At 60.1% G+C, this 24,319-nt stretch carries 25 protein-coding genes; 10 read left to right on the top strand and 15 right to left on the bottom strand.

All coding sequences use genetic code 11. The features are described 5' to 3' along the window. Positions 1 to 161 precede the first annotated feature (161 nt). The 6 genes from NKI49_RS27205 to NKI49_RS27180 all read right to left on the bottom strand — a co-directional run bounded on the left by NKI49_RS27205 (position 162) and on the right by NKI49_RS27180 (position 4,457). Positions 162 to 368: a hypothetical protein gene (locus NKI49_RS27205; RefSeq protein ID WP_352601436.1), complete on the bottom strand. Its 207-nt coding sequence runs from the start codon at positions 366 to 368 to the stop codon at positions 162 to 164. A 3-nt stretch (positions 369 to 371) separates the two neighbouring features. Then, on the bottom strand, positions 372 to 557 hold the full coding sequence (locus tag NKI49_RS27200; protein WP_352601434.1) for a hypothetical protein: 186 nt from the start codon (positions 555 to 557) through the stop codon (positions 372 to 374). A 123-nt stretch (positions 558 to 680) separates the two neighbouring features. Beyond that, positions 681 to 1,163 carry a DUF2269 family protein gene (locus NKI49_RS27195; protein WP_352601432.1) on the bottom strand — a complete coding sequence of 161 codons (483 nt, stop codon included), beginning with the start codon at positions 1,161 to 1,163 and terminating at the stop codon, positions 681 to 683. Next, positions 1,163 to 2,449, bottom strand: a complete 1,287-nt coding sequence (locus tag NKI49_RS27190) for an SDR family oxidoreductase (protein ID WP_352601430.1) — start codon at positions 2,447 to 2,449, stop codon at positions 1,163 to 1,165. Before NKI49_RS27190 ends, NKI49_RS27195 begins: the two co-directional genes overlap by 1 nt. After that, the gene (locus tag NKI49_RS27185; RefSeq protein WP_352601428.1) at positions 2,446 to 3,969 is read right to left on the bottom strand and encodes an FAD-dependent oxidoreductase; all 1,524 of its coding nucleotides are present in this window, start codon (positions 3,967 to 3,969) and stop codon (positions 2,446 to 2,448) included. The genes NKI49_RS27190 and NKI49_RS27185 overlap by 4 nt, the downstream gene beginning before the upstream one ends. Beyond that, a complete protein-coding gene (locus NKI49_RS27180; protein WP_352601490.1) occupies positions 3,966 to 4,457 on the bottom strand; it encodes a hypothetical protein in 492 nt (163 codons plus the stop codon). The genes NKI49_RS27185 and NKI49_RS27180 overlap by 4 nt, the downstream gene beginning before the upstream one ends. Before the next feature lie 457 nt (positions 4,458 to 4,914). On the opposite strand from NKI49_RS27180, the gene NKI49_RS27175 reads away from it, so the two are divergent. From NKI49_RS27175 to NKI49_RS27155, 5 genes are all read left to right on the top strand, one after another. Then, on the top strand, positions 4,915 to 5,916 hold the full coding sequence (locus NKI49_RS27175; protein ID WP_352601426.1) for a L,D-transpeptidase family protein: 1,002 nt from the start codon (positions 4,915 to 4,917) through the stop codon (positions 5,914 to 5,916). A 255-nt stretch (positions 5,917 to 6,171) separates the two neighbouring features. Continuing rightward, on the top strand, positions 6,172 to 6,522 hold the full coding sequence (locus NKI49_RS27170; RefSeq protein WP_352601424.1) for an antitoxin Xre/MbcA/ParS toxin-binding domain-containing protein: 351 nt from the start codon (positions 6,172 to 6,174) through the stop codon (positions 6,520 to 6,522). 4 nt (positions 6,523 to 6,526) lie between these two features. Continuing rightward, the gene (locus tag NKI49_RS27165; protein WP_352601422.1) at positions 6,527 to 7,024 is read left to right on the top strand and encodes an RES family NAD+ phosphorylase; all 498 of its coding nucleotides are present in this window, start codon (positions 6,527 to 6,529) and stop codon (positions 7,022 to 7,024) included. 398 nt (positions 7,025 to 7,422) lie between these two features. Further along, complete coding sequence (locus NKI49_RS27160) at positions 7,423 to 7,701, top strand: helix-turn-helix domain-containing protein (protein WP_352601420.1); 279 nt, start codon at positions 7,423 to 7,425, stop codon at positions 7,699 to 7,701. Between the two features lie 994 nt (positions 7,702 to 8,695). Then, positions 8,696 to 9,070, top strand: coding sequence for a Fic family protein (locus NKI49_RS27155; RefSeq protein WP_352601418.1), 375 nt, complete (start codon positions 8,696 to 8,698; stop codon positions 9,068 to 9,070). Here NKI49_RS27155 and NKI49_RS27150 read toward each other — a convergent pair. The 4 genes from NKI49_RS27150 to NKI49_RS27135 form a co-directional block, all read right to left on the bottom strand. Next, positions 9,006 to 9,953, bottom strand: a complete 948-nt coding sequence (locus NKI49_RS27150) for a DUF1194 domain-containing protein (RefSeq protein ID WP_352601416.1) — start codon at positions 9,951 to 9,953, stop codon at positions 9,006 to 9,008. The genes NKI49_RS27155 and NKI49_RS27150 overlap by 65 nt on opposite strands. Positions 9,954 to 10,440: 487 nt before the next feature. Then, complete coding sequence (locus NKI49_RS27145) at positions 10,441 to 10,893, bottom strand: YybH family protein (RefSeq protein WP_352601414.1); 453 nt, start codon at positions 10,891 to 10,893, stop codon at positions 10,441 to 10,443. A gap of 1 nt (position 10,894) precedes the next feature. Then, positions 10,895 to 11,695 carry a DUF1194 domain-containing protein gene (locus NKI49_RS27140; protein WP_352601412.1) on the bottom strand — a complete coding sequence of 267 codons (801 nt, stop codon included), beginning with the start codon at positions 11,693 to 11,695 and terminating at the stop codon, positions 10,895 to 10,897. A gap of 53 nt (positions 11,696 to 11,748) precedes the next feature. After that, entirely contained in the window at positions 11,749 to 12,735 is a 987-nt protein-coding gene (locus NKI49_RS27135; RefSeq protein WP_352601410.1) for a DMT family transporter, read from the bottom strand. A 796-nt stretch (positions 12,736 to 13,531) separates the two neighbouring features. On the opposite strand from NKI49_RS27135, the gene NKI49_RS27130 reads away from it, so the two are divergent. After that, a complete protein-coding gene (locus NKI49_RS27130) occupies positions 13,532 to 14,698 on the top strand; it encodes a helix-turn-helix transcriptional regulator (RefSeq protein WP_352601408.1) in 1,167 nt (388 codons plus the stop codon). A 258-nt stretch (positions 14,699 to 14,956) separates the two neighbouring features. Here NKI49_RS27130 and NKI49_RS27125 read toward each other — a convergent pair whose 3' ends face one another. The 3 genes from NKI49_RS27125 to NKI49_RS27115 form a co-directional block, all read right to left on the bottom strand. Further along, positions 14,957 to 15,100 carry a hypothetical protein gene (locus NKI49_RS27125; RefSeq protein WP_352601406.1) on the bottom strand — a complete coding sequence of 48 codons (144 nt, stop codon included), beginning with the start codon at positions 15,098 to 15,100 and terminating at the stop codon, positions 14,957 to 14,959. After that, positions 15,097 to 15,690 (bottom strand): isochorismatase family protein, encoded by a 594-nt coding sequence (locus NKI49_RS27120; RefSeq protein WP_352601404.1) that lies wholly within the window; start codon positions 15,688 to 15,690, stop codon positions 15,097 to 15,099. Before NKI49_RS27120 ends, NKI49_RS27125 begins: the two co-directional genes overlap by 4 nt. Positions 15,691 to 15,800: 110 nt before the next feature. Further along, entirely contained in the window at positions 15,801 to 16,715 is a 915-nt protein-coding gene (locus tag NKI49_RS27115; RefSeq protein ID WP_352601401.1) for an alpha/beta fold hydrolase, read from the bottom strand. Positions 16,716 to 16,938: 223 nt separating this feature from the next. Here NKI49_RS27115 and NKI49_RS27110 point away from each other — a divergent pair, with 223 nt between their 5' ends. The 4 genes from NKI49_RS27110 (at position 16,939) to NKI49_RS27095 (ending at position 21,265) form a co-directional block, all read left to right on the top strand. Then, positions 16,939 to 18,639: a sensor histidine kinase gene (locus NKI49_RS27110; protein WP_352601399.1), complete on the top strand. Its 1,701-nt coding sequence runs from the start codon at positions 16,939 to 16,941 to the stop codon at positions 18,637 to 18,639. Positions 18,640 to 18,644: 5 nt separating this feature from the next. After that, complete coding sequence (locus tag NKI49_RS27105; protein WP_352601397.1) at positions 18,645 to 19,292, top strand: response regulator; 648 nt, start codon at positions 18,645 to 18,647, stop codon at positions 19,290 to 19,292. Between the two features lie 198 nt (positions 19,293 to 19,490). Further along, positions 19,491 to 20,402, top strand: a complete 912-nt coding sequence (locus NKI49_RS27100) for a helix-turn-helix domain-containing protein (protein WP_352601395.1) — start codon at positions 19,491 to 19,493, stop codon at positions 20,400 to 20,402. 557 nt (positions 20,403 to 20,959) lie between these two features. Next, the gene (locus tag NKI49_RS27095; protein WP_352601393.1) at positions 20,960 to 21,265 is read left to right on the top strand and encodes a hypothetical protein; all 306 of its coding nucleotides are present in this window, start codon (positions 20,960 to 20,962) and stop codon (positions 21,263 to 21,265) included. A gap of 466 nt (positions 21,266 to 21,731) precedes the next feature. Here the strand turns inward: NKI49_RS27095 and NKI49_RS27090 are convergent, their stop codons facing one another. Then, positions 21,732 to 22,757: an ABC transporter permease gene (locus NKI49_RS27090; protein ID WP_352601391.1), complete on the bottom strand. Its 1,026-nt coding sequence runs from the start codon at positions 22,755 to 22,757 to the stop codon at positions 21,732 to 21,734. Positions 22,758 to 22,779: 22 nt separating this feature from the next. Then, entirely contained in the window at positions 22,780 to 24,318 is a 1,539-nt protein-coding gene (locus NKI49_RS27085; protein ID WP_352601389.1) for a sugar ABC transporter ATP-binding protein, read from the bottom strand. Position 24,319: the final 1 nt, after the last annotated feature.

Below are 24,319 nucleotides of genomic sequence, written 5' to 3'. Positions count from 1 at the left end.
CGGGCAGGATCAAGCCAACCAGCACGAATTCCGGAAAGCATTGCCGGTCGGCGAAAATGTCTTGCGGAGCTGTTCGGGCGCGCGGCACGGAGGATCGCAATGAGGCAAAGCGAGGGACCGGAAAGCCTATCGCACCGATAGCCGGTGGCTGAGCGCCGCCCCTACGGCCGGATGCCGCCGCCTTTCTTGTCAGGATCCTGAGTATGGTGACTGTCGCGCTCGCCTCCTCCGCCGGAGATCCTGGTTTGTCTACTCCGATCGTGATCGGCGGGCGGTTTTTCCACCGCCTGCGGCTTCTTGGCGTTTTCATGCGACGCGCCAGGACCGCCGTGGCGTATGCTGGCCGGGGTCTTCTTGGACGTGGACATGGCCTACCGATCTTGCTGATGTCCCTGGTGGGTGGTGTTGACCTTGGTGTTGCCTTGCTGGCCTCGCTTGTCAGGATCTCCCGCAGCAGACCCGCCACGCCGAGCCTGGTCGACGGGCACCGGCTTCTTGTCGCCGCTGCCTTTGGGGCTGAGGTTCTCGGCCGGAACGGGAGGAGGCTTTGTACTCATGGGTTTCTCCTTGACACCCGAACTGGCGCGTCGCGGGAAGGTTCCGCCGAAGGGGTCCGATGCACTTGCGCCTTTGGCTGCCCCGGAATGCCGACGATGCGTTCGCCAGCACTCCACCCGGTCTTAAGCGGCCGACCACTCTATTGGTGGGCGCGCAATCATGAGCCAGAAGATGGCGAGCACGGCGGCAAAAGCTGGGAAGCCGAACACGAACCAAAGTCTGAACAATTGATAGTAGCGCTCAGGTAGGGGCTGGTTGGACGCGGCCGCCTGCGTGGAAAGATCGCGCATTTGCATTTGCATCCACACGACGGGGAGCCAGAATAGGCCGGTGACGACATAGAGCAGTATCGACACAACGATCCATCCTTCGGCCAGCGAATAGCCCGCCTGCCAGGCCAGGGCGAGCCCGGTCAAAGGTTGCGCGACCACGGCAGTGGCCGTAAACAGGAAGTCGGCGACGACGACGATCCGGGCGACCGCCGCGATCGTCGCCGCGTTTCCGGTTCGGTGGGCCAGGAGCATGAAAAAGGCAATGCCGGCGCCGGTCCCCAGCAGCACCGCCGCACCAATGAGATGCAAGTATTTGAGCACGAAATAAGCCATCAGCGTTCTTCCAGGATCGCCAGCCCCACAAAGTGCAGAACCAAGATCGGCAGGATTTTCATCAGAGGGCCGAGTGGCTCGTTCCAGAGCTCCGGGCGCAGGAGGCTGCCCGCCAGCGCATAGAAAAGCGACAAGGCGATAGCACCGAACAGGCCAAGTCGGCTGGTCGGGCGCCAGGCGATTAACCCACCCACGATCATGTCGGCCAGCGCGCCAGCGACGACGGCCGGCTTGGCCAAAGCGCCGACCGCAGTGTCGACCAGCAGCTCAACGCCGCTGCGCCAGCCGGTGGTGAGGGAAATAATGCCGGTCATGATCCAGAAGAAGGGCAGCACGGCAAAGATCGCCGCCTTTACGAAGTAGAGCCCTGCAAACCATCGCTCCTGTACCGTGGCGGGATTTAGCCTCAGTGCGGATGCCAGACTTGACGGCTGAATTCCGGTTATCGCTGTCCAGGGCTGGGGATCACCAACGGCGCCCCTGGCGATCTCCTTCGCAGCATTGCTTCGCATTGGCGGGCGCCATCCCAGCAGAGCCGCCCAGTCGCCAATCCGGTATAGGGTGGCTCCGACCGCTTTGGGCAGGATGAACTCTCGAGCCCGGCTCCACCCCAACCAATGGCGGTAGAGTCCAACCACGGTGTTCATGGGCAGCGCCTCAGGTCCCGCGAGTTCCAGAATGAGGCGCGATGGGCTGTCGGGTCTGAGAAAGAAACCAACCGTGGAGATCACGTCGTCGAGCTGCACGACCTGGAGGGGGCCGGTGCCGGTCATGACAGGCAATACAGGCAAAGCGGCGAGACCGCGAAACAGCGCGCTTGCGCCGAAGGCCGGCTGTCCCAAGACAACCGAAGGGCGCAGGATGACCCAGTCAAGGTCGCGCGCCATCAACCCCACGTCTCCGGCCAGTTTGCTGGCGGAGAAGTCGGACGGCTGCTGGCGATCGACGCCGATGGCCGAGAAATGGATGACCTTTCGCACTCCGGCCTGCTCGCAAGCGGCAAACAGGGCCGAAGCGCCGGTTGCATGCACGTCGCGCGTATTCTCGCGAACACTGTCCTGCAGGACGCCGGCACAGTTCACGACCGCGTCCACGCCGATCAGGTGGGGGGTCCAGTCCTGCGGCCGCAGGGCTTTCGCCATGTCCAGCAGGACAGGCGGGCCCTCTGGGACAGGGGCAAAGCCGGCCCGATGGAGCACACGAACGAGTTCATATCTCTCGGCCGCAAGACGCGCGCAAAGCGCAGCTCCAATCAGACCCGAGGCGCCGGTGACGAGGACTTTCATTCGCTGTTTCCGGCATTCGGCGGCGCTCGCGTCTGAAGCGATCTGGTCGCTGGACCCGAAAGCACTTCACCGGCTTCGTCAAAGCGGGATCCATGGCATGAGCAGTCCCAGGTTCGATCGATCGGGTTCCATCCGACCACGCAGCCAAGATGGGTACAAATCGCCGAGCGTGCGGTGACAGCACCATCGTGTGCTCTGCTGATTGCGAGCTGCTCTCCATTGTGTTGGATCACCCCGCCCTCTCCCGGGGCAATGTCGTCGATAGCGACAGCTCGTGAGCCCAGGATGCGCTCGCTTGCCAGACGGGCCGCCGTCTGGACGTTCTCGGATAGGAAGGTCGGCCCGCCGGCGAGCGGCTTGATGCGGGTCGCCTCGAAGATTTCGGCCGCCGGATGGGATTCCCCAAGGACGGTCGAGGCCAGGATTTCGGCTGCGACGGTGCCTTGCGTGATGCCCCATGCGTCGAAACCGGTGGCAACGAGAAGGCTTGGTCTGGAAGAGCTCGCAGGGCCGACAAAGGCCATCCCGTCCATGGACCGGAAATCTTCATTTATCCAAAGGTGCGACGGCTGGTGGATGCCGAATGTTCGCTCAAGGAAGGCCAGCATGTCGGTGACGGCCTCATCCGCGGCCTTGCGATCGCCAGTCTTGAATTCGCCGCCGGCCGCCACGAGAAAACGGTTGCCGTCCTTGCTCGCCGTCCGGAATGAATGAGAAGGCTCGCCTGCGCTGATGAACATGCCGTCGATCGTTGCATGTTGCGGCAGTGATGCTGCCGCGACGGGATGTGCGAAGGGAAAGGCCTTGGCAAAAAACAGTCCGTCCCCGACGATAGGCATCTGCGTGGCGACAATGACTTTGCCGGCGGTGACAACGCCGCCGTCCAGCCTCAACTGGTAGGGCCCCTCGCCTGCGATCTCTAGAACGCGGCTGCTTTCAAAGAGGGAAACGTTGCCGTCGCTCGCGAGGCGAGCCAGCCCGCAAAGATAAAGGTAGGGATCGAACTGATACTGGCCGGCAAAGCGGAGTGCTCCGGTGGTCGCCACGGGCAGGTCCACAGCGGATAGAAATTCCGCTGGCAACCCAAGAGAAGCGGCGGCATCGGCCTCATGGCGTAGTTTCTCTGCCTGCTGTTCGTCTTCGCCGTAGATGAAGGCAGCTTTGGTTTCCAGGCGTGCCTTATGTGCCATGCCTGAGCAAAGTGCAGCAATCTCCTGTTTGGCCTTTTCATTCGCGTCGGCGTAAAGTTTCGCACCGTCCTTGCCGAAATGACGAATGAGCGAAGCGTATTTCAGGCCATGCTGAGATGTGACCTTGGCTGTGGAGCGGCCGGTGGCCTGATGTCCGATCTGACGTGCTTCAAGCACCGCCACCTTCAGACCTGAGTGACGCAGGACACAAGCTGCATGCAGCCCCACAATGCCTGCACCGACGATCGCGACGTCAAAGTCGTGCTTGCCCTGGAGGGCGCCAAACGAGACTTCAGGCGCACGGTCGAGCCACAACGGGATTGGCTTCATCGTTGCGGCCCTCGCTCCTGCCGTTCCAAGCCTGATGGTTGGGTGCCCGGGGGCCTGCCGAATGCTTCGAACTCCGTCGCCTCCAATTCGCTGAGAGATTTTGCGAGCGCCGCGCCCCAAACTATGTGCACAGCCAACATCAACAGATTTCGCTGTGCTGGGTGGCGCCATGCGGGAGCAAGAATGCGCGCTGCGGGGATCCAACCGAGGTAACTCGCCGCCCACACTCCAAGGCCGTAGAGCGTGCCGCTGCCGCGGCGCCGCGGCAAGAGTCCGAAAATAGCACCTGTCACGGCTCCGAAGCCAAAATGCGCCAGCAGTGCAGTCGTTCGGGCATGCCGTTCATCACCTGCGATGCCCACGCGCTCGACGATCTCCCGCGGCGGCAACGGATATCGACGCCGGTCATTGAGCAAAGGGTGGAGCCGCTGCATGGCGCTGGTCATGGCCATTGTTGCCGCAAGGCCTGCCAGAGCACCCAACACCATCTGCCGCACAGCACCCTCCTTGAAGCGATGCTGCTAAACGGGACCGAGGATCGATCGTTCCCTGCGGCTGTTCTCTCGAACTGACGCAACACACTCACCCATGACGGTTGGGCAAGGCCTGGGAACTTGGCACGGCAGGCATGGCAACACCGACGGCGGATGATTGCGCGTTGCCGCGGGCTCTGTTTCGCGAACCTTCGTCGGAGGGAACTTGAGCTCGGTCAAGTTAGGGGCCGACTTTGCAAACGGGCAGAAAGCCCACTGCCACCGAACCGGGTGATCACGTCACCTGCATTTAGCCCGGCCTTATCTGCCGGGCCGTCAACTTCCGATCAGAAGCTGCCATTCCCATGCTCCAATTTCTGAGCCTCTTTCCCGCTTTTTCTATTGCCTCGGCGGAACCAGATAGGCCGGGGCGCGTCATTGGATCAGGCTTGGTGAATCCGGGAGTGACATGATGATCAGGCTCCTTGTCGTTGTCGCAGCGGCACTTGTGCTCGTGTGCGGTCGGACGGAAGCAGCCAAGCTGGATATGGCCGCAGTCAATCAGGCTCAATTTGCTCCGGGCGAGCCGAAGGCCGTCGATGCGGCGATTCTCAAAGCGCAGATCCTTTTGGATCGCGCCCGTTTTTCGCCGGGCCTGATCGAGGGCCGGCCTTCAGAAAACTTCACCAAAGCCGTTATGGCGTTTCAGGCCGCGCACGGAATTCCGTCCAATGGCAACCTTTCGCGGGAGACCTGGGATAAGCTGATGGCAACGTCCGCAAGCCCGGTGCTGGTCACCTATGAGCTGACGCGCAAGGACTTGCATGGCCCCTTTACCAAACGCATACCGGCTCGCCTGGAGCGGATGGCCCGCCTGAAAAGGCTTGGCTATCGCACTGCCACGGAAAAGCTGGCGGAGCGGTTCCATGTCAGCGTGCAATTGCTCAGAAAGCTCAATCCGGGCATTGGCTTCAGCAAGGCCGGCAAGATGGTGGTGGTGCCTGATGTCGCGCGCGGCGATCCGCCATCAGCTGCAGGCGTCGAGGTCGACAAGGGTGCGCGCTTGGTGCGCGTGCTCGATCCTTCCGGCAAATGGCTCGCAGTCTACCCGGCCTCGATCGGGAGCGAAGAGAAGCCGGCGCCCGGCGGCCAAGCCCAGGTTAAACGCGTAGTGCACAACCCCACTTATCACTACGATCCCGACTTTGCTTTCAAAGGCGTCAAGACCAAGCGGCCCTTCACCATTGCTGCCGGCCCGAACAATCCGGTGGGGTCGGTCTGGATCGACCTTTCTATCGAGAGCTACGGCATTCACGGCACACCTGAACCCGGCAAGATCGGCACGACGTTTTCGCATGGTTGCATCAGGCTGACCAACTGGGATGCCGAGGACCTCGCAGCCATAGTGAAAAAAGGCACAAAGGTTGATTTCAAGGATGGCACGGCGGACGCTGACGGCAATGAGGTCCAGTAGCCGCCACTGATTTTGATAGCCGCCACTGATTGCGATAGACGCTACGGTTCGACCTACCCGTCCTGGCCGCTGCATCAATTCGCGACCCGATTCCGGATCAGGAGCCGGCGGGTGAGCTTCAGCGTCATCGGTTCGGTCGATCGGCGGACCGGATTTCCTCCGCCCTATTCCCCGCTTCCCACCCCTCTTGAATGCCGCTGGCATTGACGCTACATTCCGTCAAAGAGACCGTCGCTCTGACTATAGGTGGCCCAAATGGGTTTGCTTCAGTATTCCGACAATGGGTTCTTCGCGCCGCGCAAGATCGCGGACGCCTTCCGCACAACCAGCGAGGAAGTCGCCCGGACAGCCGGACTCGGCAAGGATGCGGTCCAGCGCAAGGACCGCGTCCGCTCCGACAAGACCCAGCGCCGACTGCGCGAGATGGTCGAGGTAATCAACAAGATCGAGCCGCGCTTCGGTTCGACATTGGTGGCTTATGCCTGGTATCGCTCCGAGCCGCTGTCCGGGTTTTCGGGCCAGACGGCCATGCAGCTCGTGCGCGGCGGTCGCGTGGAGGAGGTGCTCGAATACGTCGACGCGGTCGACGCCGGCGTTCACGCCTGACCCGGTGCTGTATCGGGGAAAGCTCTATCGCGCGCTGAACCCTGTCTACGCACGCGAGCCGCTGTCAGGCAGTGGTGCCGAACTCTACGGCGGACGATTCAATCCGAAAGGTATGCCCGCTCTCTATGCATCATTGTCGGTGGTGACGGCGCTGCGCGAAGCCAATCAGGCCGGCAATCTCCAGCCCACGACGCTTGTCTCCTACGATGCCGAGATCGATGGCGTTTTCAATTCCCGGGATGAACACGCTCTAAAGGCGGTGGGGATGGACGATGCCACGCTCGCCGACAGCACATGGCGCGACCAGATGAAGGCGAGCGGGGAAGCACGGACGCAAGCTTTCGCCCGCCGGCTAATCGCCGGCGGCTATCATGGCTTGCTGGTGAGGAGCTTCGCCCGCGGTGCGACCGGGAACGACCTTAACCTCGTGCTCTGGAAATGGGGCAATGCGGCCCCGATCCGCCTGATTCTGATTGACGACGAGAACCGCCTGTCGAGATAGCTGCCTACGCAGCTATCCGACCTGCGGGTTGCACATCCGGCCAGCATATCGTCCGTATCGCAAGATCGGCATCGATTTCGGTCAACTGTTCGCCTTTCATCTCGAGCTCAGCGGCAAACGCGAACTCCTCCCCGCGGATCTTTGCCGCGTGGGGAATTGCAGAACCGGAATTTTAGGTTGCCGACGGAGGCATTCACATGCGCCGAGCGGGAGGACCTCGCACCCCAGGATCGGTTCCGGTGGCTTGATCCACTGCAACCGTGCGGCCCCGTTAAACGCACCAGAACTCCGCGCAGAAACTCGGATGCATGCAAGCCAGGAGCTGTTTCCGTTCCATTAGCAATCGGTGAATTGTTGTCGGAACCTTCCGGCCGGTCCGATGTTCTGCAGGAGGTTCCGTGGAGCGGAGATGTCGTTTGCAAGGTCTGACGGCAGAGGAGTCGCGAGCAGCGCGAGCGCTATTGAACTGGTCGCGCGTGCGACTTGGCGCCAGGTCCAATCTCAGCGAAGAAACGATCCGGGAGTTTGAGAACGGCAACAGAATTCCGGGTCAGGGCAACCTCACCCGCATCCGACAAGCATTCGAAGCGGCCGGAGTTGTCTTTACCTCTGGAAGGCCGTCGGTATCCAATCTCTGCGAAGAGCAGGCTCGGCGTGATCGGCTCGGCAAGATGTAGCTGCGTCAGGCAAAAGCCCGCCGACCAAACAGCGGCAATAAAGGATCGTCAGATCCGGGCCAGCCGCCTATCGATTTGGGCGATCCTTCGCCATAACGTTGAAAAGCAGTAAGCAGGCCAGCATGGATACGAAGCCGCCTATCAGGTCGTCGCCCGTCAGCCCCGAATTATAAACCAAATCAAACGCCAATCTGGACATCGTTCCATCCAACGGATTCAGGGTCTGCACCTTGGGTTAGAACAGTTACATAGCTCTAATGTTCCGCATGTTCGGCAAGGGATTCACATTCCTCGAGATCCGATTTTGACTCATCCATGGAAAGGAGTCCTGTCCGCGTCACCGTCGTCTTGAACTTCGCCGGGGAGCTAATCATAAGCTCGCCGCCGGTTAGCCCTCGTTGGTGATCACCAGACGGTTTGTGGGCGGGCTGCTTCGGCGGAGATCAGTGCCGCGACAAGCGGGGAGCAGTCGAGTCCCCGGTGGACCAAACCTGCGGAAGAGCCCTCGCTATACTAAAAAAGCGTGTGTATTGATATACATACGCTTCACCAACAAGATGTAGGAAATCTCTCGACCCGATGTGAAGCGACAGTTATGAAGGCTGCTTCGCGCAGGCTCTTTCTCGGATTCGATGACTTCTTCAAGAGCCGTCCAGAGCCTTTATCGCAGGAAGCAAGAAACCCCGTCGTCTTTCCACCAATCGCATGGACGGCGCACGCGGCAGGCTAGGACGTAGACTCATTACCGCGTCGCCAAATACGGATGCAGACGAGTTTGAGGGCAGCGAGGTAGTTTTCCGCCACCTTGTCATATCGAGCAGCTCGGCGTTGCGGAAGCGGATCGATGGGCCTCAGTCGCAAGCGCGAGGTGGTCGATCAACGGTTCCTGTTGAACCTGCACAAAAGGATGTTCGAGGATATCTGGAAGTGGGCGAGCACGTTCCGGACTACGCCCCGTAGTATTGGGGTCGAGGCTACAAAATAGCCGTGTATTATGACGTCCGCTACTGGGTGGAGCATTCGACCTATGCTCCTGACGATCGCGCTGCGATTCCACGTGCGGCTCACATGGATTCGTCCGTTCCCGAATGGCAACGGCCGTCATGCGCGGCTTGCGGCGACTTATTGGTCGTGTCCCTTGGCGGCCAGCGATTCTCCTGGAGTGGCGGAGGCCTTGTCGACGCAGAGGTTACCGTCCGGATCGATAGTCAAAGCACGCGCCAGCCATTCTTCTGCCCGATCGCGTTATCCGAGAAAATGCCAGCGCGACGGCTCCTTGCTGCGCTGGCCATTTGCTCAGGGGTTTACTCAAAATCAGGCCGAGTCACGTTTGAGATGGATGCCAATTCTCTCGCCAGCTTGTAAGTGATTGCCCGCCTAAATTCGGCGGCGCTGTTGGCCGTAACCATGAAGGAGCCTGGTCCTCCGATAACGTGCCGCTCGTAATATTCCGGAATAGTCTCGCCATTCTCAACGTCGTAGCCGATTGGCAGGCCGTTGATCACGATCTTCTGAACCGCTCGCCGGCGGCTATCCTCAACTGGAGGTCCGTCATTGTTGGTCCCGTCGCCAGAGATGTCGATGACCCTGCGCGATGCCCTGACGGGAAGTTTGTCGAAGGCATCGGCCGATACGTCGATGGCGTATGAGATCGAAGTTTTCGAGCCGTGCGGATCGGCGCGTTGCCGTTCTGACTGCTTTCGAATGGCTTGCGCGATGAAAGACGCATCCTTCGCGTCCGACAGAATGGCCCAGTCCAATCGTGTTTCCGAGGAACCCGAGCTCGACCATTCGAGGTAGGTGACGGCGACCTTGCCTTGCGCGCCCTCCTTGATCACCTCCAGAACGTCGGCCGATTCCAGGGCAGATGCATAGCCCTCCCGCTCCAAAGCTGCCTCGCTCTGGTTGATAGAACTCGACATATCGGCCGCAAGCACGATCGCAACGTCGACTTCGTCGTCAAGTTGGCTCCGTCCGAAACCTCCGAAAGCCGACGACGGCATCGAACTCGGGGCACTGTTCCTGGAAAGTTTAGCAAGATCACCGGCGATGGATCTGCCGCAGGCATTCCAGACATTCCAGGCATCCGTGACGCTTGTTGACCCCGAACTCGACGCGCTCGACCGACGTTCCCAAATACCCGGTGCTGCAGCACGAGCACGGATGCTGTGCTTAAGGATAGCCCTTCGCGGGAACTGCTCATGACCCATTTGGGTGTCATGAGCAGAAAAATCGTACCCGCTCGCCTGCACACCGCCCTCCACCCCCGTGCAAGGGGGCGTTACTTAAGAATACGCTGATAATCGTTTCTGTCACGCTCGACAGTGGCACGCGGTCCATTCGTACCGCTGACGAGGCTGCCTGAGGGCCAGGTCGAATATATCGTAGCTCCGTAATCACCGATCTGGCGGAAACCGAGCGCCTGATAGGATCGCCAAGCCGCTGGGGTTCTGTCAAAAGCACCGCGAAGGCTCGGGCGGTCCGGGTGCACAGCGACACCGGCTCCCGTCTGCACCAGAAGGAAGGCCTGCTCGCGGCTGACATACCCCTCGATGGCGCTTTTCGCGAAATCTCGCGTGCTGTCCGTGTCAGGGAGTCCGTTGGACTCGTATCGAAGCGCCAATCCAGCAGCAGCGCGAGGTCATCGCCTGGGGCAGCAGCCGTCACCAATGTTGATCAACGGTGGGTTTCGCCATGTGCTCCTCCGGCAAGTGACCCTCTTGGGCGCCAAGCTAGCCTTCATTTCCCGGGATCGGAGTTCCATATGTCCCGGTAGAGCTTCCAGCCGCCGTCTTGCCCTTTCTTCCAGACCACCACATACTTGCCGGTGGTTTCCACCAGCTTCGAATCCTTGCCCGGCGCCTTGAGGGAGAAAGTCCCGGACTCGTACGCAAGGTTTCCGCTTTCCTGGACCTCAAGCGTGGTGAGCGTGAGATCCGACACGCCCATATCGATCGCCCCCTGCCAAAATTTTTGGATGTTCTGGCGGCCGTCGATCCGCGCCATATCTGGCGGGAATACGGCCGCATCATCCGCGTACTTCGACGCGGCCGCGGCCGCATCCTTACTGTTGTACGCCTTCACGAACTCTGTATTAGCGGCTTCAATGCCCTCCTTCGCAGACTGGGCCTGTGCAGTTCCGAGGCAAAGCGACGTGAAAACAACGACCAGCAGGCAATGATTGAAAGTCATTTCATCCTCCCGTGTTCCGATCTCTAGTTATTCCCTGTTTGTAGGTCACGTTCATGCTGACTTCGATGACCAGCTTGCGGCGAAGGGCAGCCGTGTAATCGCGAGGCCCCGTCGGCGACATGACGAACGCCTGGCATCCGCCGATGACGGACCGGGCGAAGTAGGTTGCCAGCGGTCGCCTGGGGTCCTCGTCGCTCGGTGGAATCGCTATCGCGTTGATCGTGTATCCCTTGGCAATGGCATTCTGCCTGCTCGGCTGGACCGGAAGCCCGTCGTTGTTCTCGCCGTTGGAAGAGATGTCGATCACCTTCCTCATCGCATTTCCAGGAAACCGATCCAGCAGAAGGCTTCCGACATCTATGGCCGCCGAAACCGACGTTCCGCCCCGGCCGCGGCGAATATAGCCAGTGTCGCCGCTCCTTCTGATCACCGCCGCGGCTGCTGTGGCGTCTTCCAATCCACAGATCCGGGTCCAAGGCAGCACGGTGCGAGCGTGACCGGCGCTTGCCCATTCAAAATAGGCCACGCCGATGCAGCCGAGGTAATTCTCGGAGATGGCGCTGATGATCTCCGGCGACGTGAGCGCCGCGGCATGCCCCTCCCGCTGCAGATCGGCAATCTTGGGGTTGATCGAGGAAGAAAAGTCCACGGCGAAGACGACGGCGACGTCGACATACAGCCCCGCGCCGTCGACGTTGGCGGCATGCGCGGTCGGAACCCAAAACGCCATGGCGGCGAGCGCCGCCAGTCTCAGCAAGCAATGGGCACGGGAGGGCGGTTCACCGTCACGTCGTTCGAACATTCTACCCTCCATCTCAACTAGGCCGGTTTCGGTTGGCAGAAGGGCGCGGCGCATCACCGGCAGGGATCATGGAATGCCTCCTCGTGAGCAGGATTGACGGGGGCCCCCCAAGCCGGCTGGTGCGCCTGCAAGGCGCGGGCTTCCGCGTCGGCAGCGCCGGCATCGGGTCGCGAGGGCAGTCGCGCCGGCGGTCGGCTCGACATCGCGACCGACAGGATTGAGCCGAGGATGACCGCCGCACCCAGCGCTCCTGCCGCTGAGCACCGTTCGCCGAGGAAGATCGCCGCGCCGAGGGCTCCGAAGACGCTTTCAGCGCTGACGATCAAGGCGGCGTGGCTGGCCGATGTGAAGCGCAGGGCGGCAATCAGTATGCCGAAAGCGATCGCTGTGGAGAAGACGCCGAGCACCATCAGTTCGGGACCGGCCGCGGAAGCCGCGGCGAATGACAGGTTGCCTTGCATCGCCCCGAGCGGAAGGACGAGCGCGGCGGCGGCAAGGAATTGGGCGGCCGCGGCCGTGAGGGGACGGGCATGGGCCTGCACGTGCCGCCCGAGCTCGACCGTCCAGAGCGCATAGCAGCTGGCCGACAGGAGGGCTGTGAGATCGCCGCCGCTGAACCCGGCGACCCCACCTGAAAGAAGCAGGCAGCCGGCGACGGTCGATCCGGCGGCAAGTATGAGGCCGATCGCCGGGCGCTCGCCCATCAGCAGCCAGGCGGCCAGCGGCGTTATCACCGTTGTCGTGCTGATCAGGAAGCTTGCATTGGTGACACTGGTGCCGAGATAGCAGAGCTGCTGCAGCACGATAGAAACAGCAAACAGCGCAACCACCCGAACCAGGCTGGAAAAATGGCCGGCGCCGGCAGGCACTCGCCGTTCGTTCAGGACGAAGGGTAGCACAAGCAGTCCGCCAATCAGGCAACGCAGGCCGACGGCGCTCAACGCATCGAGGTGAAGGAGCACCGTCTTTTGCGCCACATTCCCGAAGCCCCAAAGAGCGGCGGCGAACAGGAGCAGCAGGTTGGCTGTGAGCCTCGACATTCGCCACCCCGGAGCCCCAACCTGGGCTAGGTTCAGTTGTTTGGGCAAAGGCTTCTGTTGTTGGGCCGGATGTCGTCAGAGCAGCGTCATGGCGCTCAGCCTTCTCGTCCCCGGTCGACTAATAGAGAAGGATATCCCTCTGACAGAACTCCTCATGACCCGTTTGGGTCATGAGGCAAAAAAAGACCCGACGCTGGCCGTTAACTTCAGTAGGTCGCCCGCCGGAAAGGAAGGGAGTGAATACTCGACCGCCTAAAGCCGTTGGCTTCGGTTACGGCTCAAAGCCGGATGGGTCCGCCGTCCGGCGGACTGGACGCGAACTCACGTCACGTTGTGTCTGCTCGCGTCCCCTCACTCACAGATTCTGACCTCTCTGGCGCCGTGAACCCGGTGGCTGCCGCGCTTGTATGCTTCATCCGGCAAATCCAATCGGGTGGCGCTCCATCCCGACCGCCTACGCCGTGGGGTTTACAGATCCCTATCGGGGGCTCTAAAACAGAATAAAGAATGTAAAAGCTAGACAGAAAATTAAAAAAGGTCCAACCTCCAAATCATTAATGGAGGTTTGACGGGACAACCCCTGAGCAGTATTTGGTAAAATATCAACTGATAGTTGCTACCTCTTCCGAATAATTGGATACCGCTTCTGAATACGAATTGGGGTTCGGTCTATTATTTGCCTTAGTGCCACAGGCAACAGGTCTGCGGGCGGGGTGTTTTTGTCTTCCGCAAAGATACCGACCCGGGCAATCAGTCACCTCACAAGGATCGCAAGGAAATTCGCGAAGGCGTAGCCATGGACCAGTTGCGGGTAAACAAGGCCATCGACAGCTGCTACGAGGCCATCCTGGTACCCGAGACGTGGTCGGATGCCCTTCACGGACTGTCGCGCTCGCTCGATGCCGCATGCCTCATGTTCTATCCCCGCAACCCAGACAGCAGCAGCAAGGATCCACGGAGTCCCAGTCGGTCGCTGCTCGATATGCCAGCCTCGCATGACTACCGGGACCTGCTGCAGGAATACATGAAGAACAACTGGTTCCTCAATCATTACCGGGCCGAACGAGGGCTGCCTTTGCTTGACGCGGGCAGGACCGTGGTCATCGAAGACGACCTATCGACGAAAGAGGAAAGAAGACGTCTTCGGCAATATAACGAGCTTTACCTGCCTTTTGGGTTCCCCGGGTTTGCAATGATAGGCTGCAATGTCCAGGGCGCACCATGGGCTGTGCCTATGCTGAAAGGCCACGGTCAGGGCCAGTTCACCCGGGATGATGCGCAATACCTGGCGACGCTCGTGTCCCATTTTCGGCGGCTGATCGCACTGTCCGAGCGCCTGGTTTCCTCGCGGGGCAAGGTGAGTCTTGACGTCCTCGATATCTCGAGTGCCGCATTCCTCCTGGACTGGCGCGGCCGGGTGGCGCAGCTTAATTCGAGGGCGAGCCAGCTGCTTCACGCTGGGCTCTCGATCACCAACGGGCACCTTCACGCCACGCATCACGAGAGTGACATCGCCCTTCAGCGCGTCATCGGGATTGCCACGAAGGCGCGTTCGTCGACGGCATTGAACGATATTGGGCCTGTCGCCCTCACCAGGCCGGACCGCCGACCGCTGCTTGTCGACGTCCTTCCGAGTATCGGGATAGTAGCCGATGCGTTCCAGTATACGAGCGCTATACTTATCGTGTCGGATCTCGACGAGAGACCCCTGCATTCAACGGCCCGTCTCCGGAACGCTTTTGCGCTGACGGCAGCAGAAGGGCGCGTCGCCAGCCTCTTGAGCGTCGGGCACGATCTTGGCACGATAGCGGATACCCTGAGACTTTCGCGCGAGACGGTTCGCAATCAACTGAAGAGCATATTCTCCAAGACCGAAACCAGTAGGCAGGCGGAACTGATGTGTGTGATGTCCAGGATTTATCCCAACGACCGGGGCGACGGCCCGGTCGAACGGAGGCTCTAGTTCGCCGATGGCACTCTTTAACGAAGGAATCCCATGGGTGGCACTCCCCAGCTTAGGTGCAACGATTCTGGCGACGTATACCGAGCGCTTAGAGGTCGGCAACGGTGCGTCGGTCGAGTCTTCGAGAGGCAGGCTGATGGATCATGGCTCATGCGCGTGTGCAGCCTTAACAGCATCGACTGAGGCATAGGCACTGTCCAAGCGTCGGCAGTTGCCGGCCCGACCGTCGCCTCTGAGCTGCTTGGCCATCCAACCATACTAACCGCTGTGCGAATTGAAGCCGCGGACGATAACGACGACGACGCTCGGATTGGCGAATGGGTGCCATGACCGAAAGATTATCTTCAAGCCGCCGTCACCCTCGAATTGATCATTGATGGGATTGAGGACTTCCTGGCTCAATTTCTTCTCCTGTCGAGCTGCCAAGCTGAGGCTTGTAGAGGTATCGGCTCAATGTCCGTCAACCGCGAAGACGATTTCCACGAAGCCGGGACCCGTCTTTTCGCGGATCCAGTCGCGCTGCAGCTCGCAGGCGAACTGAACCCAACTACGGGCACCGCTCCCGCCTGCATGATGCGTTCGAGCCCGGCCTGGTGTGCCTCGACGGAAGTGCCGCCGACGGCATCGACCGCGGCATAAACCTCGAAACCGTCGCGCAACGCATCGAGCGCGGGAAAAGCCAGACAGACCTCGGTCCAGAGGGCAGCCATGACGAGCTTCTGCCGACCGGTCGCCCTGACGGCGTCGGCAAAGTCTCGATCTTCCCATGCATTGATCGCCGTGCGGTCGATCGGTTCAACGGTCGGGAAAATGTCGCGCAGTTGGTGAATGAGGGACTGGTTGCGACCGGTGCTGACGTTCACCGTCGTCAACACGACCGGCACATCATAGAGTTTCGCCGTCTTCGCCAGTGCTACAACGTTGGCGACAAGGATCCGCCGGTCCATTGACGTCACGGACGTTACCTGGACCGGTTGATAGTCGATGATCACGACGGCGCAGTTGCTGGGTGTCAGGAGATGGTCCTGGACTAGATTGCGCGTGGGTCGACTTGCCATGGGTCTCACTTCACGTTGCGGCACGCGGCCTGGTGGCCGGGCAGTTATTTAGCGAGAAAATCCGTGACGAGCTTAATTGTGGCGTCTGGATTCTCCTCCATGATCCAGTGCCCGGAGCCAGGTACGATCCCGGCGGTCACAGCGGTTGCGACAAAGCGCAGAACATCAGCCTGACCCGTGCCGAAGGATTTTTCGGCACCTAGCGCCAGCACCGGCATGGCAACCTTGCCCCCCTTGGCGAGAAATTCCCTGTTGTCGGTAGCATCCTGGTTGAACGCGGCGAACTGCTCGAAGGCATCGTGCATGGCATGGGGTCGGGCGTAGAGCTTCGAATAATGCTTGCGTGTCGCTTCATCGATGGCCTTGGGATTCGCCGACAGCTCATTCCAGAAGCGGTCGAGATAGATGCGCTCCCGGCCCGCCACCAATCGTTCCATATCGGGGCCACGGAAGTTGAAATGCCACAAGAGCGGCAAGCGGATGATGTTTTCCCAATCGCCGATACCAGGCAGCGGCGCATCGATGACGGCCCAGCGTGTGACGCGGTCGCGGTACTGGGCGACGAAGGCGTAGCCCACCATGTTGCCGATGTCGTGGGTGACGAGCTCGACCTTGTCAATTTTCAGACGATCCAGGATGCCGGCCATGTCGACCGCCTGGTTTTTCTTAGCGTAGCCGGTATCTGGATGGGCCGAGAGCCCCATACCGCGCAGGTCAGGCACGATCACGGTATGGTCCTTCATCAACCTGGCGGCGAGCGGCGCCCACATGTCGCCGGTATCGCCAAAGCCATGCAGCAAGAGCACGGCAGGCCCCTTGCCAGCAACGCGGACGTAAAGGCTGGTACCATTGGTCTCGATCGACCGCGCCTTGAATTCAGACGGAAACGGGACGACCCGAGCCGCCGCCGGCAAGGTAAGAACCATCAGGCCTAACGCAGCTATCACTATCTTGTGCATGTTGTTCTCCGGAATCCTTGAGCATGTGGGCCGAGCCGTCTCGGCCCGACGGACGAGCTCGCCGCGAGAACAATAGGTTTCCGTGCTCCCGTTGAATTGCCTGAATCTGACCTGGATTGAAGGAAGCAGGCCTTTTCTTGCGCCGCCGCCGCCCGCGCACGATTTTTCGTTCCGAGCGAAACCAGGGGTGATAAGGCTGCTTTCACACGTTCAGGGAAGCGTCATGAATACGGGCAAGGGAATAGCTGACGACGCGGGCGCGAGGCTGAAACTAATCGAGCAAGAACTGGCTCGATCGAGGAGTGACCTCGATGCCGGCCGGAAGCTTTCGGCCCGGCTCACGGAAGAGAATGAAACACTTCGTATCTCTGCGGACCGGCGGCAGTGGGAGGCGGGGTTTCGGCTCGCCACCGACACGACACCCGGATTGATCTGGTTCGGCGGTGCGGACGGTTCAGTCGAGTTTCTGAACACCCAGTGGTGCGCCTACACCGGGCTCACCATGGAAGAGGGGTTGGGCTGGAACTGGGTAAGCGTCATCCATCCGGACGACCTCCCCGGCCTGGCGGAACATTGGGGCGAGATCATCAAATCGGCACGCCCGGACGAGCATGAAGCGCGGATGCGCCGATCTGATGGCGCGTATCGATGGTTTTTGTTGCGCTGCGCACCACTGCTCGATGAGTCGGGCACGGTGATCCGGTGGTACGGCACGAACACGGACATCGAAGAGCGCAAGCGCGTCGAGCAGGCGCTCAGTGCTTCGGAAAATCTGTCGCGCGGCCAGGTCGCCGCACTCAAGAGCACGCTTGAGGCGCTGGCGATGGAGCCCGCGGCCGACAAGTTGGTGGAACACGTGCTGCGCATCATCACCGAGCAATTCGGTGCTCATAGCATCAGCGTCTGGAGACTTGATCCCGGGAGTGGAATGATAGGCATCGAGATGGCCTTCGAAGATGGCCGGGTCGTAACCAGCGCCGATCCGCGGTTCGCCGGGATGGACAAGTGGCTGCCGATGGAAGAGCGCTGGCCCTGGCCGGAGGTCTTTCGTACGGGTAAGCCAAACCTCATCGAAGACATCCGCACCGTTCCAGCCTTTGCTCTGCGCGATCGGCTGCTGCCCATGGGCATCATCACTGTGTTGCTGGTGCCCATGTTCGTTGCTGGCCGTCTTGAAGGGGCGATCGGTCTTCGTTTCGCCGAGAAACGGATGTTTGGCACCGAGGGGATGGATCTTGCCCAGGCGCTGGCCAACCAGGTCATGCTGATGATCCAGTTCGCGCGCCTTTCTACTCAGACACGCGAAACGGCCGTGATCGCGGAACGCAATCGCATCGCTCGCGACATACACGACACTCTTGCCCAAGGGCTTACAGGGGTGATCGTGCAGTTGGAAGCTGCCGAGGATGCAAACCTGCGGGGCCTTTCAAGGGAAGCCGGAGAGCATCTGGACCGCGCCCGTCGCCTGGCTCGCGAGAGTCTCAACGAAGCCCGGCGTTCCGTGCACGCACTTCGACCGCGGGTGTTGGATGATAGCAATCTCAGCGGAGCGCTGGCCGAGCTTTTCACGAAGATGACGGCAGGAACCAGCCTGAAAATGGAGTTCGCCGTGCTTGGCGCACCGCGATCGCTGCCTCCGGATTCGGAAGAGAATCTGTTTCGTATCGGTCAGGAGATTCTGACCAACGCCTTGCGCCATGCACAGGCGAAACTCGTGACCGCCAAGCTGATTTTTCTGCCAGGAGAAGTCTGTCTTGACCTGCATGATGACGGACGCGGCTTTGATCCCTCGAGCAAGAATGATGGATACGGCTTGCGCGGAATCAGGGAGCGGGTCGAAAGAATAGGCGGTCAGCTCGTTGTTCAAAGCTCGCCCGCAAAGGGCACGGCCGTGCGCATCACATTGCCCTCGCAGGAGGCTTGAACGTCATGAGCATTGCGCCTGAAAAAAAGCCAACCGCCAGGATCAAGGTTCTGATTGCCGACGACCACGTAACCGTGCGCGAAGGCTTGGCAGCAATCATCGGCCGCCAGTCGGACATGCTGGTCGTCGCGGAAGCCGCAACCGGCCGCGATGCCGTCGATTTCTGGCGGCAGCAGCGTCCTGATATCGTGCTGCTCGACCTGCGTATGCCGGTTCTCGACGGTGTCGCGGCCATGGTCGAAATCCGACAGCAGGATCCTTCCGCGCGCATTGTCGTTTTGACCACCTTCGACACGGACCATGAGATTTCCCGCGCCGTCAAAGCCGGTGCCCGCGGCTACCTGCTGAAGGACGCTCAGCGGGAAGATCTGCTCGACTGCATCCGCAAGGTTCATGCCGGTGAGACCTGTATCCCGTCGCTGCTGGTGGCAAAGCTTGCGGCCGCCGTCAGCAGCGAAGAACTCAGCGGCCGCGAGATGCACGTGCTGACCCTGTTGGCGCAAGGCAAGGGGAACAAAGAGATCGGCCTCAGTCTCCACATCAGCGAAACGACTGTGAAGTCGCATCTGCGCAGTATCTTCAACAAGCTCAATGTTCTAAGCCGGACCGAAGCGATCGCCGTCGCCAGCCGACGGGGTCTGGTTCATCTTTAACAGATCACAGGCTCAAGCTCTTTTTTCGCACTTCTGCCGACGTCGCAGCTGCACTTGCTGTCTTCGTTCGAAAGTATGAGCCGACGCTGACCCATTGGAAGTACCGGAAATTCCATCGCCTCACCAATTTCGCGAGACCTCCGCGAAGCGCATCATATTGGCGTTGCAAGAGCGACGTGCTGCCGCGAGGGACAACCGGTGACCAGTCAAACGACCGATCGTTTGGGCGAGCAGACGCCGGGCTTCATGGCAGCTGCCGAGAAAACGGCTTCGCATAGACAGATGCGATGCTTGACCGGCATTCGTGTCGAGGTCGCCCACTTGCATGGTCCGCGCCCGCATCCGGAGGACCTCCGGTCAAAACGGCCGCGCCTGACCGCGATTCTGGAGCAGGTCGGCGGCCGCGCGGAAATGCTGTTGACGCCGCACAGCCCAGCACAGTCCATGCCAACCTCGGCGGAAGGGACCGTCAGACATCTGACGTTCGTCCCAGCCGGCATCCCTCTCTGGCAGTTTGCCCGACGGTCCCACTACATCCGGCGACTGGTCATCGATTTTGATCTCCCTGAGCTGGCGGAATGTTTCGGTGAAGCGCTCGAACTTACATCCCGTCTCGCGCCGCGTGTGATGTTCCAGGACAACCGCCTCCTGGCTCTCCTCGAATTGCTGGCGGATGCATGCGTCGGCACCCACCCGGATGATCGCTTCTATGGCGATAGCCTTGCCCTGGCGATATCCCACAATCTGTTTGGCTTAAGGAGGCAAGAGGAGAAAAGGGGTGGACTTGCCCCCGCACAGCTCCGGCGCGTGACGGTGCTGATGGAGCAGAGCCTGCCCAAAGCCGTTTTTCTAAAGGACCTGGCCGATATGGTCGGGCTTTCCGAGGCCTATTTTGCCCGTGCTTTCAAGGCCTCTACGGGGGTGTCGCCGCATCGCTGGTATCTTGCCGCGAAGATACGAAAGGCACAAAAAGCACTCCTTGAAACAAGCGACACACTGGCCGAAGTAGCACTTGCCACCGGATTTGCCGATCAGAGCCATTTTACGCGTGCCTTCAGGACGATCACTGCATTCTCGCCCGGCGCTTGGCGCAGGAATCATCCGGCATAGAGATCCGATTTGCCGCCGCTTAAAGATGCACACGGCTTGCTTGACCGAAAGATCGGCCTATGAACCTGCATGATATCTGCCCGCGACGCTTATGAACTGCCGTCGCGTCCCTGTGTTTGGCTCCATGCGTGCCCGTCTGCCTATGCGTAACCGGCGCTCCGGCGTAGTCGCGGACGATGTCTGCTTTCAGGAAGCAGCAAAGCCGATCCCTGCGGGCTGGCATTGGGCGCGAAGCTGCCGTTCGCATCGTGGAAAACATTTCGTCGGGTCACGTCACGACGATACTCGCATCGATCTTAAGGTCCGCAATTGAAGGACCGCGTCCCGAACTGCCAATCCGCTGTCGGCCCACACCGGTCGTTCCGTTGGCCTGCACGTCGAAAGCGGCATAGTCGTCAACCTGTCGAGCACGTGGCTGATCCTCGATAATGCGATCAAGACTTCAATTGCACCGTGGCGCTCGCCACGCTGTCGAAGGCCACGACCGAACAGAGCGGCCGGATCGCTGTCCTGAAAGTTTGCAAGACAGTCGAGTTGGGCGGCGTCATGTTCCGCGGTTGGGACTGGCTCAGCAACCGCATCCGGTCTTTTCCCCGCCAGACCCCGCTCTCATCTCACCGCAGGACACGGTTGGCGAAGTCGAACTCGACCCGCTGTTCTTTTTCGGTGAGGTCGCCGTGGAACGGCAATTGCAGCGCTTCGTGTTCAAACTAAACCTCTGGCGGTCACCGGCTGAAAGCGACTGCTTCATTCACAACAACCATCCCGTCATAGTCAGTGGAACGAACCAGTATCCGTGGCATCGCTATTTCGCCGACACCGATCAGGTTTGGTTGGCCATCGAACTGCACCAGATCAGCTGAGTTGCTGGTTGCGTGGTGAGCGACTGTGGGCGCTTTTTTTGTCGTAAGCTCCAACCGGCCAGTCAATGATAGAAAATGTCCAATCGCATCAGATCGTTCACTGACTCGGCAACAGCGCTCAGGATCTCCCCGCGCCTCCCCGACGCTCTGGCAGCGGCCCGTCTTGTAAGATCCGACGCACGGCTCGCTCCATGTTTGTCAACAAGGTGACGTGCAAAGTCATGGACCCTGGCCAAATATCGCCATCTTTGAGATATGCATTCGACTAGTGCGCCGATGTCAAAATGCTGAAATGTCAAGCTGTGTAGCGCTTTGAATTGCATTTTCGATCTCCATCGATGGAGTTTTCCAGAATTGACCTGACGCCTGTTTGTGTTTGCGAAACTTCCCTGCCTCGGTGAGTTTTATCTGAGCGGCTTTTATTGTACCTTTCTTGGAATAGACGCCCTTCGAGCGCAGGCTCGATCTAGGAGCGCTTCTGCCGATTGCGGTAGACGTCAATGGTCACGGCCGTGACGATGATCAGGCCCTTGACGATTTCCTGGTAGTAGGCGTCGACCCGCAGAAACGTGAAGCCTGACGACATCACGCCCAGGATCACCACGCCGATTACGGTGCCCCCTATCCGGCCCACCCCGCCGGCAAGCGACGTTCCGCCGATCACGGCTGCGGCAATCGCATCGAGCTCATACATGTATCCCATGCCGGATTGAGCCGTCTGCGCGCGCGCCGCAGTGACGATGCCGGCGAGGCCGGCAAGCATTCCGGCGATCGCGTAAACCTTAACCAGATGCCTTTCGACATCTATGCCGGAGACCCGCGCTGCCTGGACATTCGCGCCGATGGCATAGGTGTACTTGCCGTACCTGGTGTAGCGAAGCGCAACATGGAAGATTATTGCGACGACTATGAAGACAAACACCGGCCATGCAGCCGAGCCGATGGCGGTGAATTGATCGGTCAGCCCCGAAATGGGCTGGCCCTTTGTGTACCATTTCGAAATACCTCGTGCCGAAACCATCATTCCGAGCGTTGCGATGAACGGCGGGATTCGGGCATAGGCAACAAAAACACCGTTGGTTAGGCCTGCAATCAAACCAATCAAGACACCGACGGCGATCGGGACAATCGCCGGCAAATCGGTCAGTGACGGATAGAGAGCTTTCGACCATTCCGCCGATTGCGCAAAGCCGGCGGCCAGCATCGCACTTGCCGCCACGACGGAGCCCGAAGAAAGGTCGATGCCGCCGGTGATGATGATCTGAGTCACGCCGATTGCGATGATCCCAACCACGGACACCTGGAGGATGGTGATCGTCAGGCGCTGCGGATTCCAGACGAAACTCTGCCCGATCAAAAGCCAGCCGCACACCTCGCAGAGGAGAACGATCCCCACCAAGACCAGGAAGATATTCAGCTCCTGAGGCTTTCGCCAACCGCCGAAGCCGCCACGGAACTCAGGAATGGCGGCGGCTGTTGTGTCTTTTCCCATTGTACAGTTCCTCTATTCCCGCTCACTTCGAAGCGAGTTCCATTATTTTGACCTGTGTCGCCTCATCGCGGTCCAGAACGCCGGTGATTTTGCCTTCATGCATGACCATGATCCGATCGCTCATTCCAAGGATCTCTGGCATCTCCGAAGAGATCAGAATGACGCCCGCGCCAGCGCTGGCGAGCGATGAGACAAGGGCGTGGATCTCTGCTTTGGCAGCGACGTCGATGCCGCGTGTCGGCTCGTCCAGTATGAGAATGCCCGGTCTGGTCAAAAGCCAGCGTCCGATCAGCACCTTCTGCTGATTGCCGCCGGAGAGATTTTCGACCGTAGTGTGGATGCCGGAGCTCTTGACGCGCAACGTCCTGCTCATCTCGCCGCATGCCGCGCCAATCGCCTTGCCGTGGACGAACCCAACTTTGACGAATTGGCTTTGAAGAGCCGCGATCTGCATGTTCTCGAGAATGTCGAGGACGAGAAAGCAGCCGCTTTGTTTTCTGTCTTCTGTCAGGAAGGCCATTCCGTTGGCGATCGCATCGCGCGGCGATCTGAGATCGACGCGTTGTCCCTTTATCCGTATCTCGCCGCTGGTGGCTGGTGTCACCCCGAAGATGGTTTCGGCAACATTGGACCGCCCGGACCCGATCAAGCCGGCAAGGCCCAATATCTCGCCCGCCCGCAGATCGAAAGAAACGCCCGAGAAGACGCCTCGCAAAGTCAGGTCTCGAACCGAAAGTAAGATATCATCGGTCGGCACATTCTCTTTGGGAAACAGCGTCGTGATGTCCCGGCCGACCATCATGTGGATGATCTCATCCCGGCTGCTGGCTGCTGCCGCATGGGTGCCGATATATTTGCCGTCACGAAAAACGGAGATCTCGTCCGAGATCTCGAAGATCTCGTGCATCTTGTGCGAGATGTAGACGATGCCGATGCCCTGCTTCCTCAGGTCGCCTATTATCTCGAAGAGGTGGGCAGACTCGCGCTCTGTCAGCGCTGACGTGGGCTCGTCCATGATCAGGACGCGCGAGCGATAGGAAACCGCTTTTGCGATTTCCACCATCTGCCTGCTGGCAATCGAAAGATGACGAACTTCCGCCTCTGGGTTCAGGCTGATCTTCAGCTCCGCGAGAAGATCACGTGACAGGCGATTCATGCGCCGGTGATCGACGATCCCAAATCTATTGCGCGGCTCTCGGCCGATCCAGATGTTCTCCGCGACCGTCATCGAGGGCATCAGGTTTAGCTCCTGATGGATCATCCCGACACCCTGTGTCAGCGCGTCGAGCGGGGTCATGAACTGGGCGGAAACGCCGTCGAGGAAGATTTCTCCTGCATCGGGTTGATATATCCCCGCCAGGATCTTCATCAGCGTGGATTTGCCCGCGCCGTTCTCGCCCATGAGTGCATGGACGGTACCCCGTCTGAGTTGAAAGCTCACATCGTCGAGTGCCACCACGCCCGGAAACGACTTGCTGATCCCGTTCACGCTCAACAGGCAAGGCTCACGCTTGTCCTCAATACCGGGGGGAATTGCCGTCGCCGTGGCTATGGTCTGCATC

This window comes from Mesorhizobium sp. M0587 (assembly GCF_040320945.1).
GTDB lineage: Bacteria > Pseudomonadota > Alphaproteobacteria > Rhizobiales > Rhizobiaceae > Mesorhizobium.
This window is presented reverse-complemented; position numbering and strand designations above follow the sequence as displayed.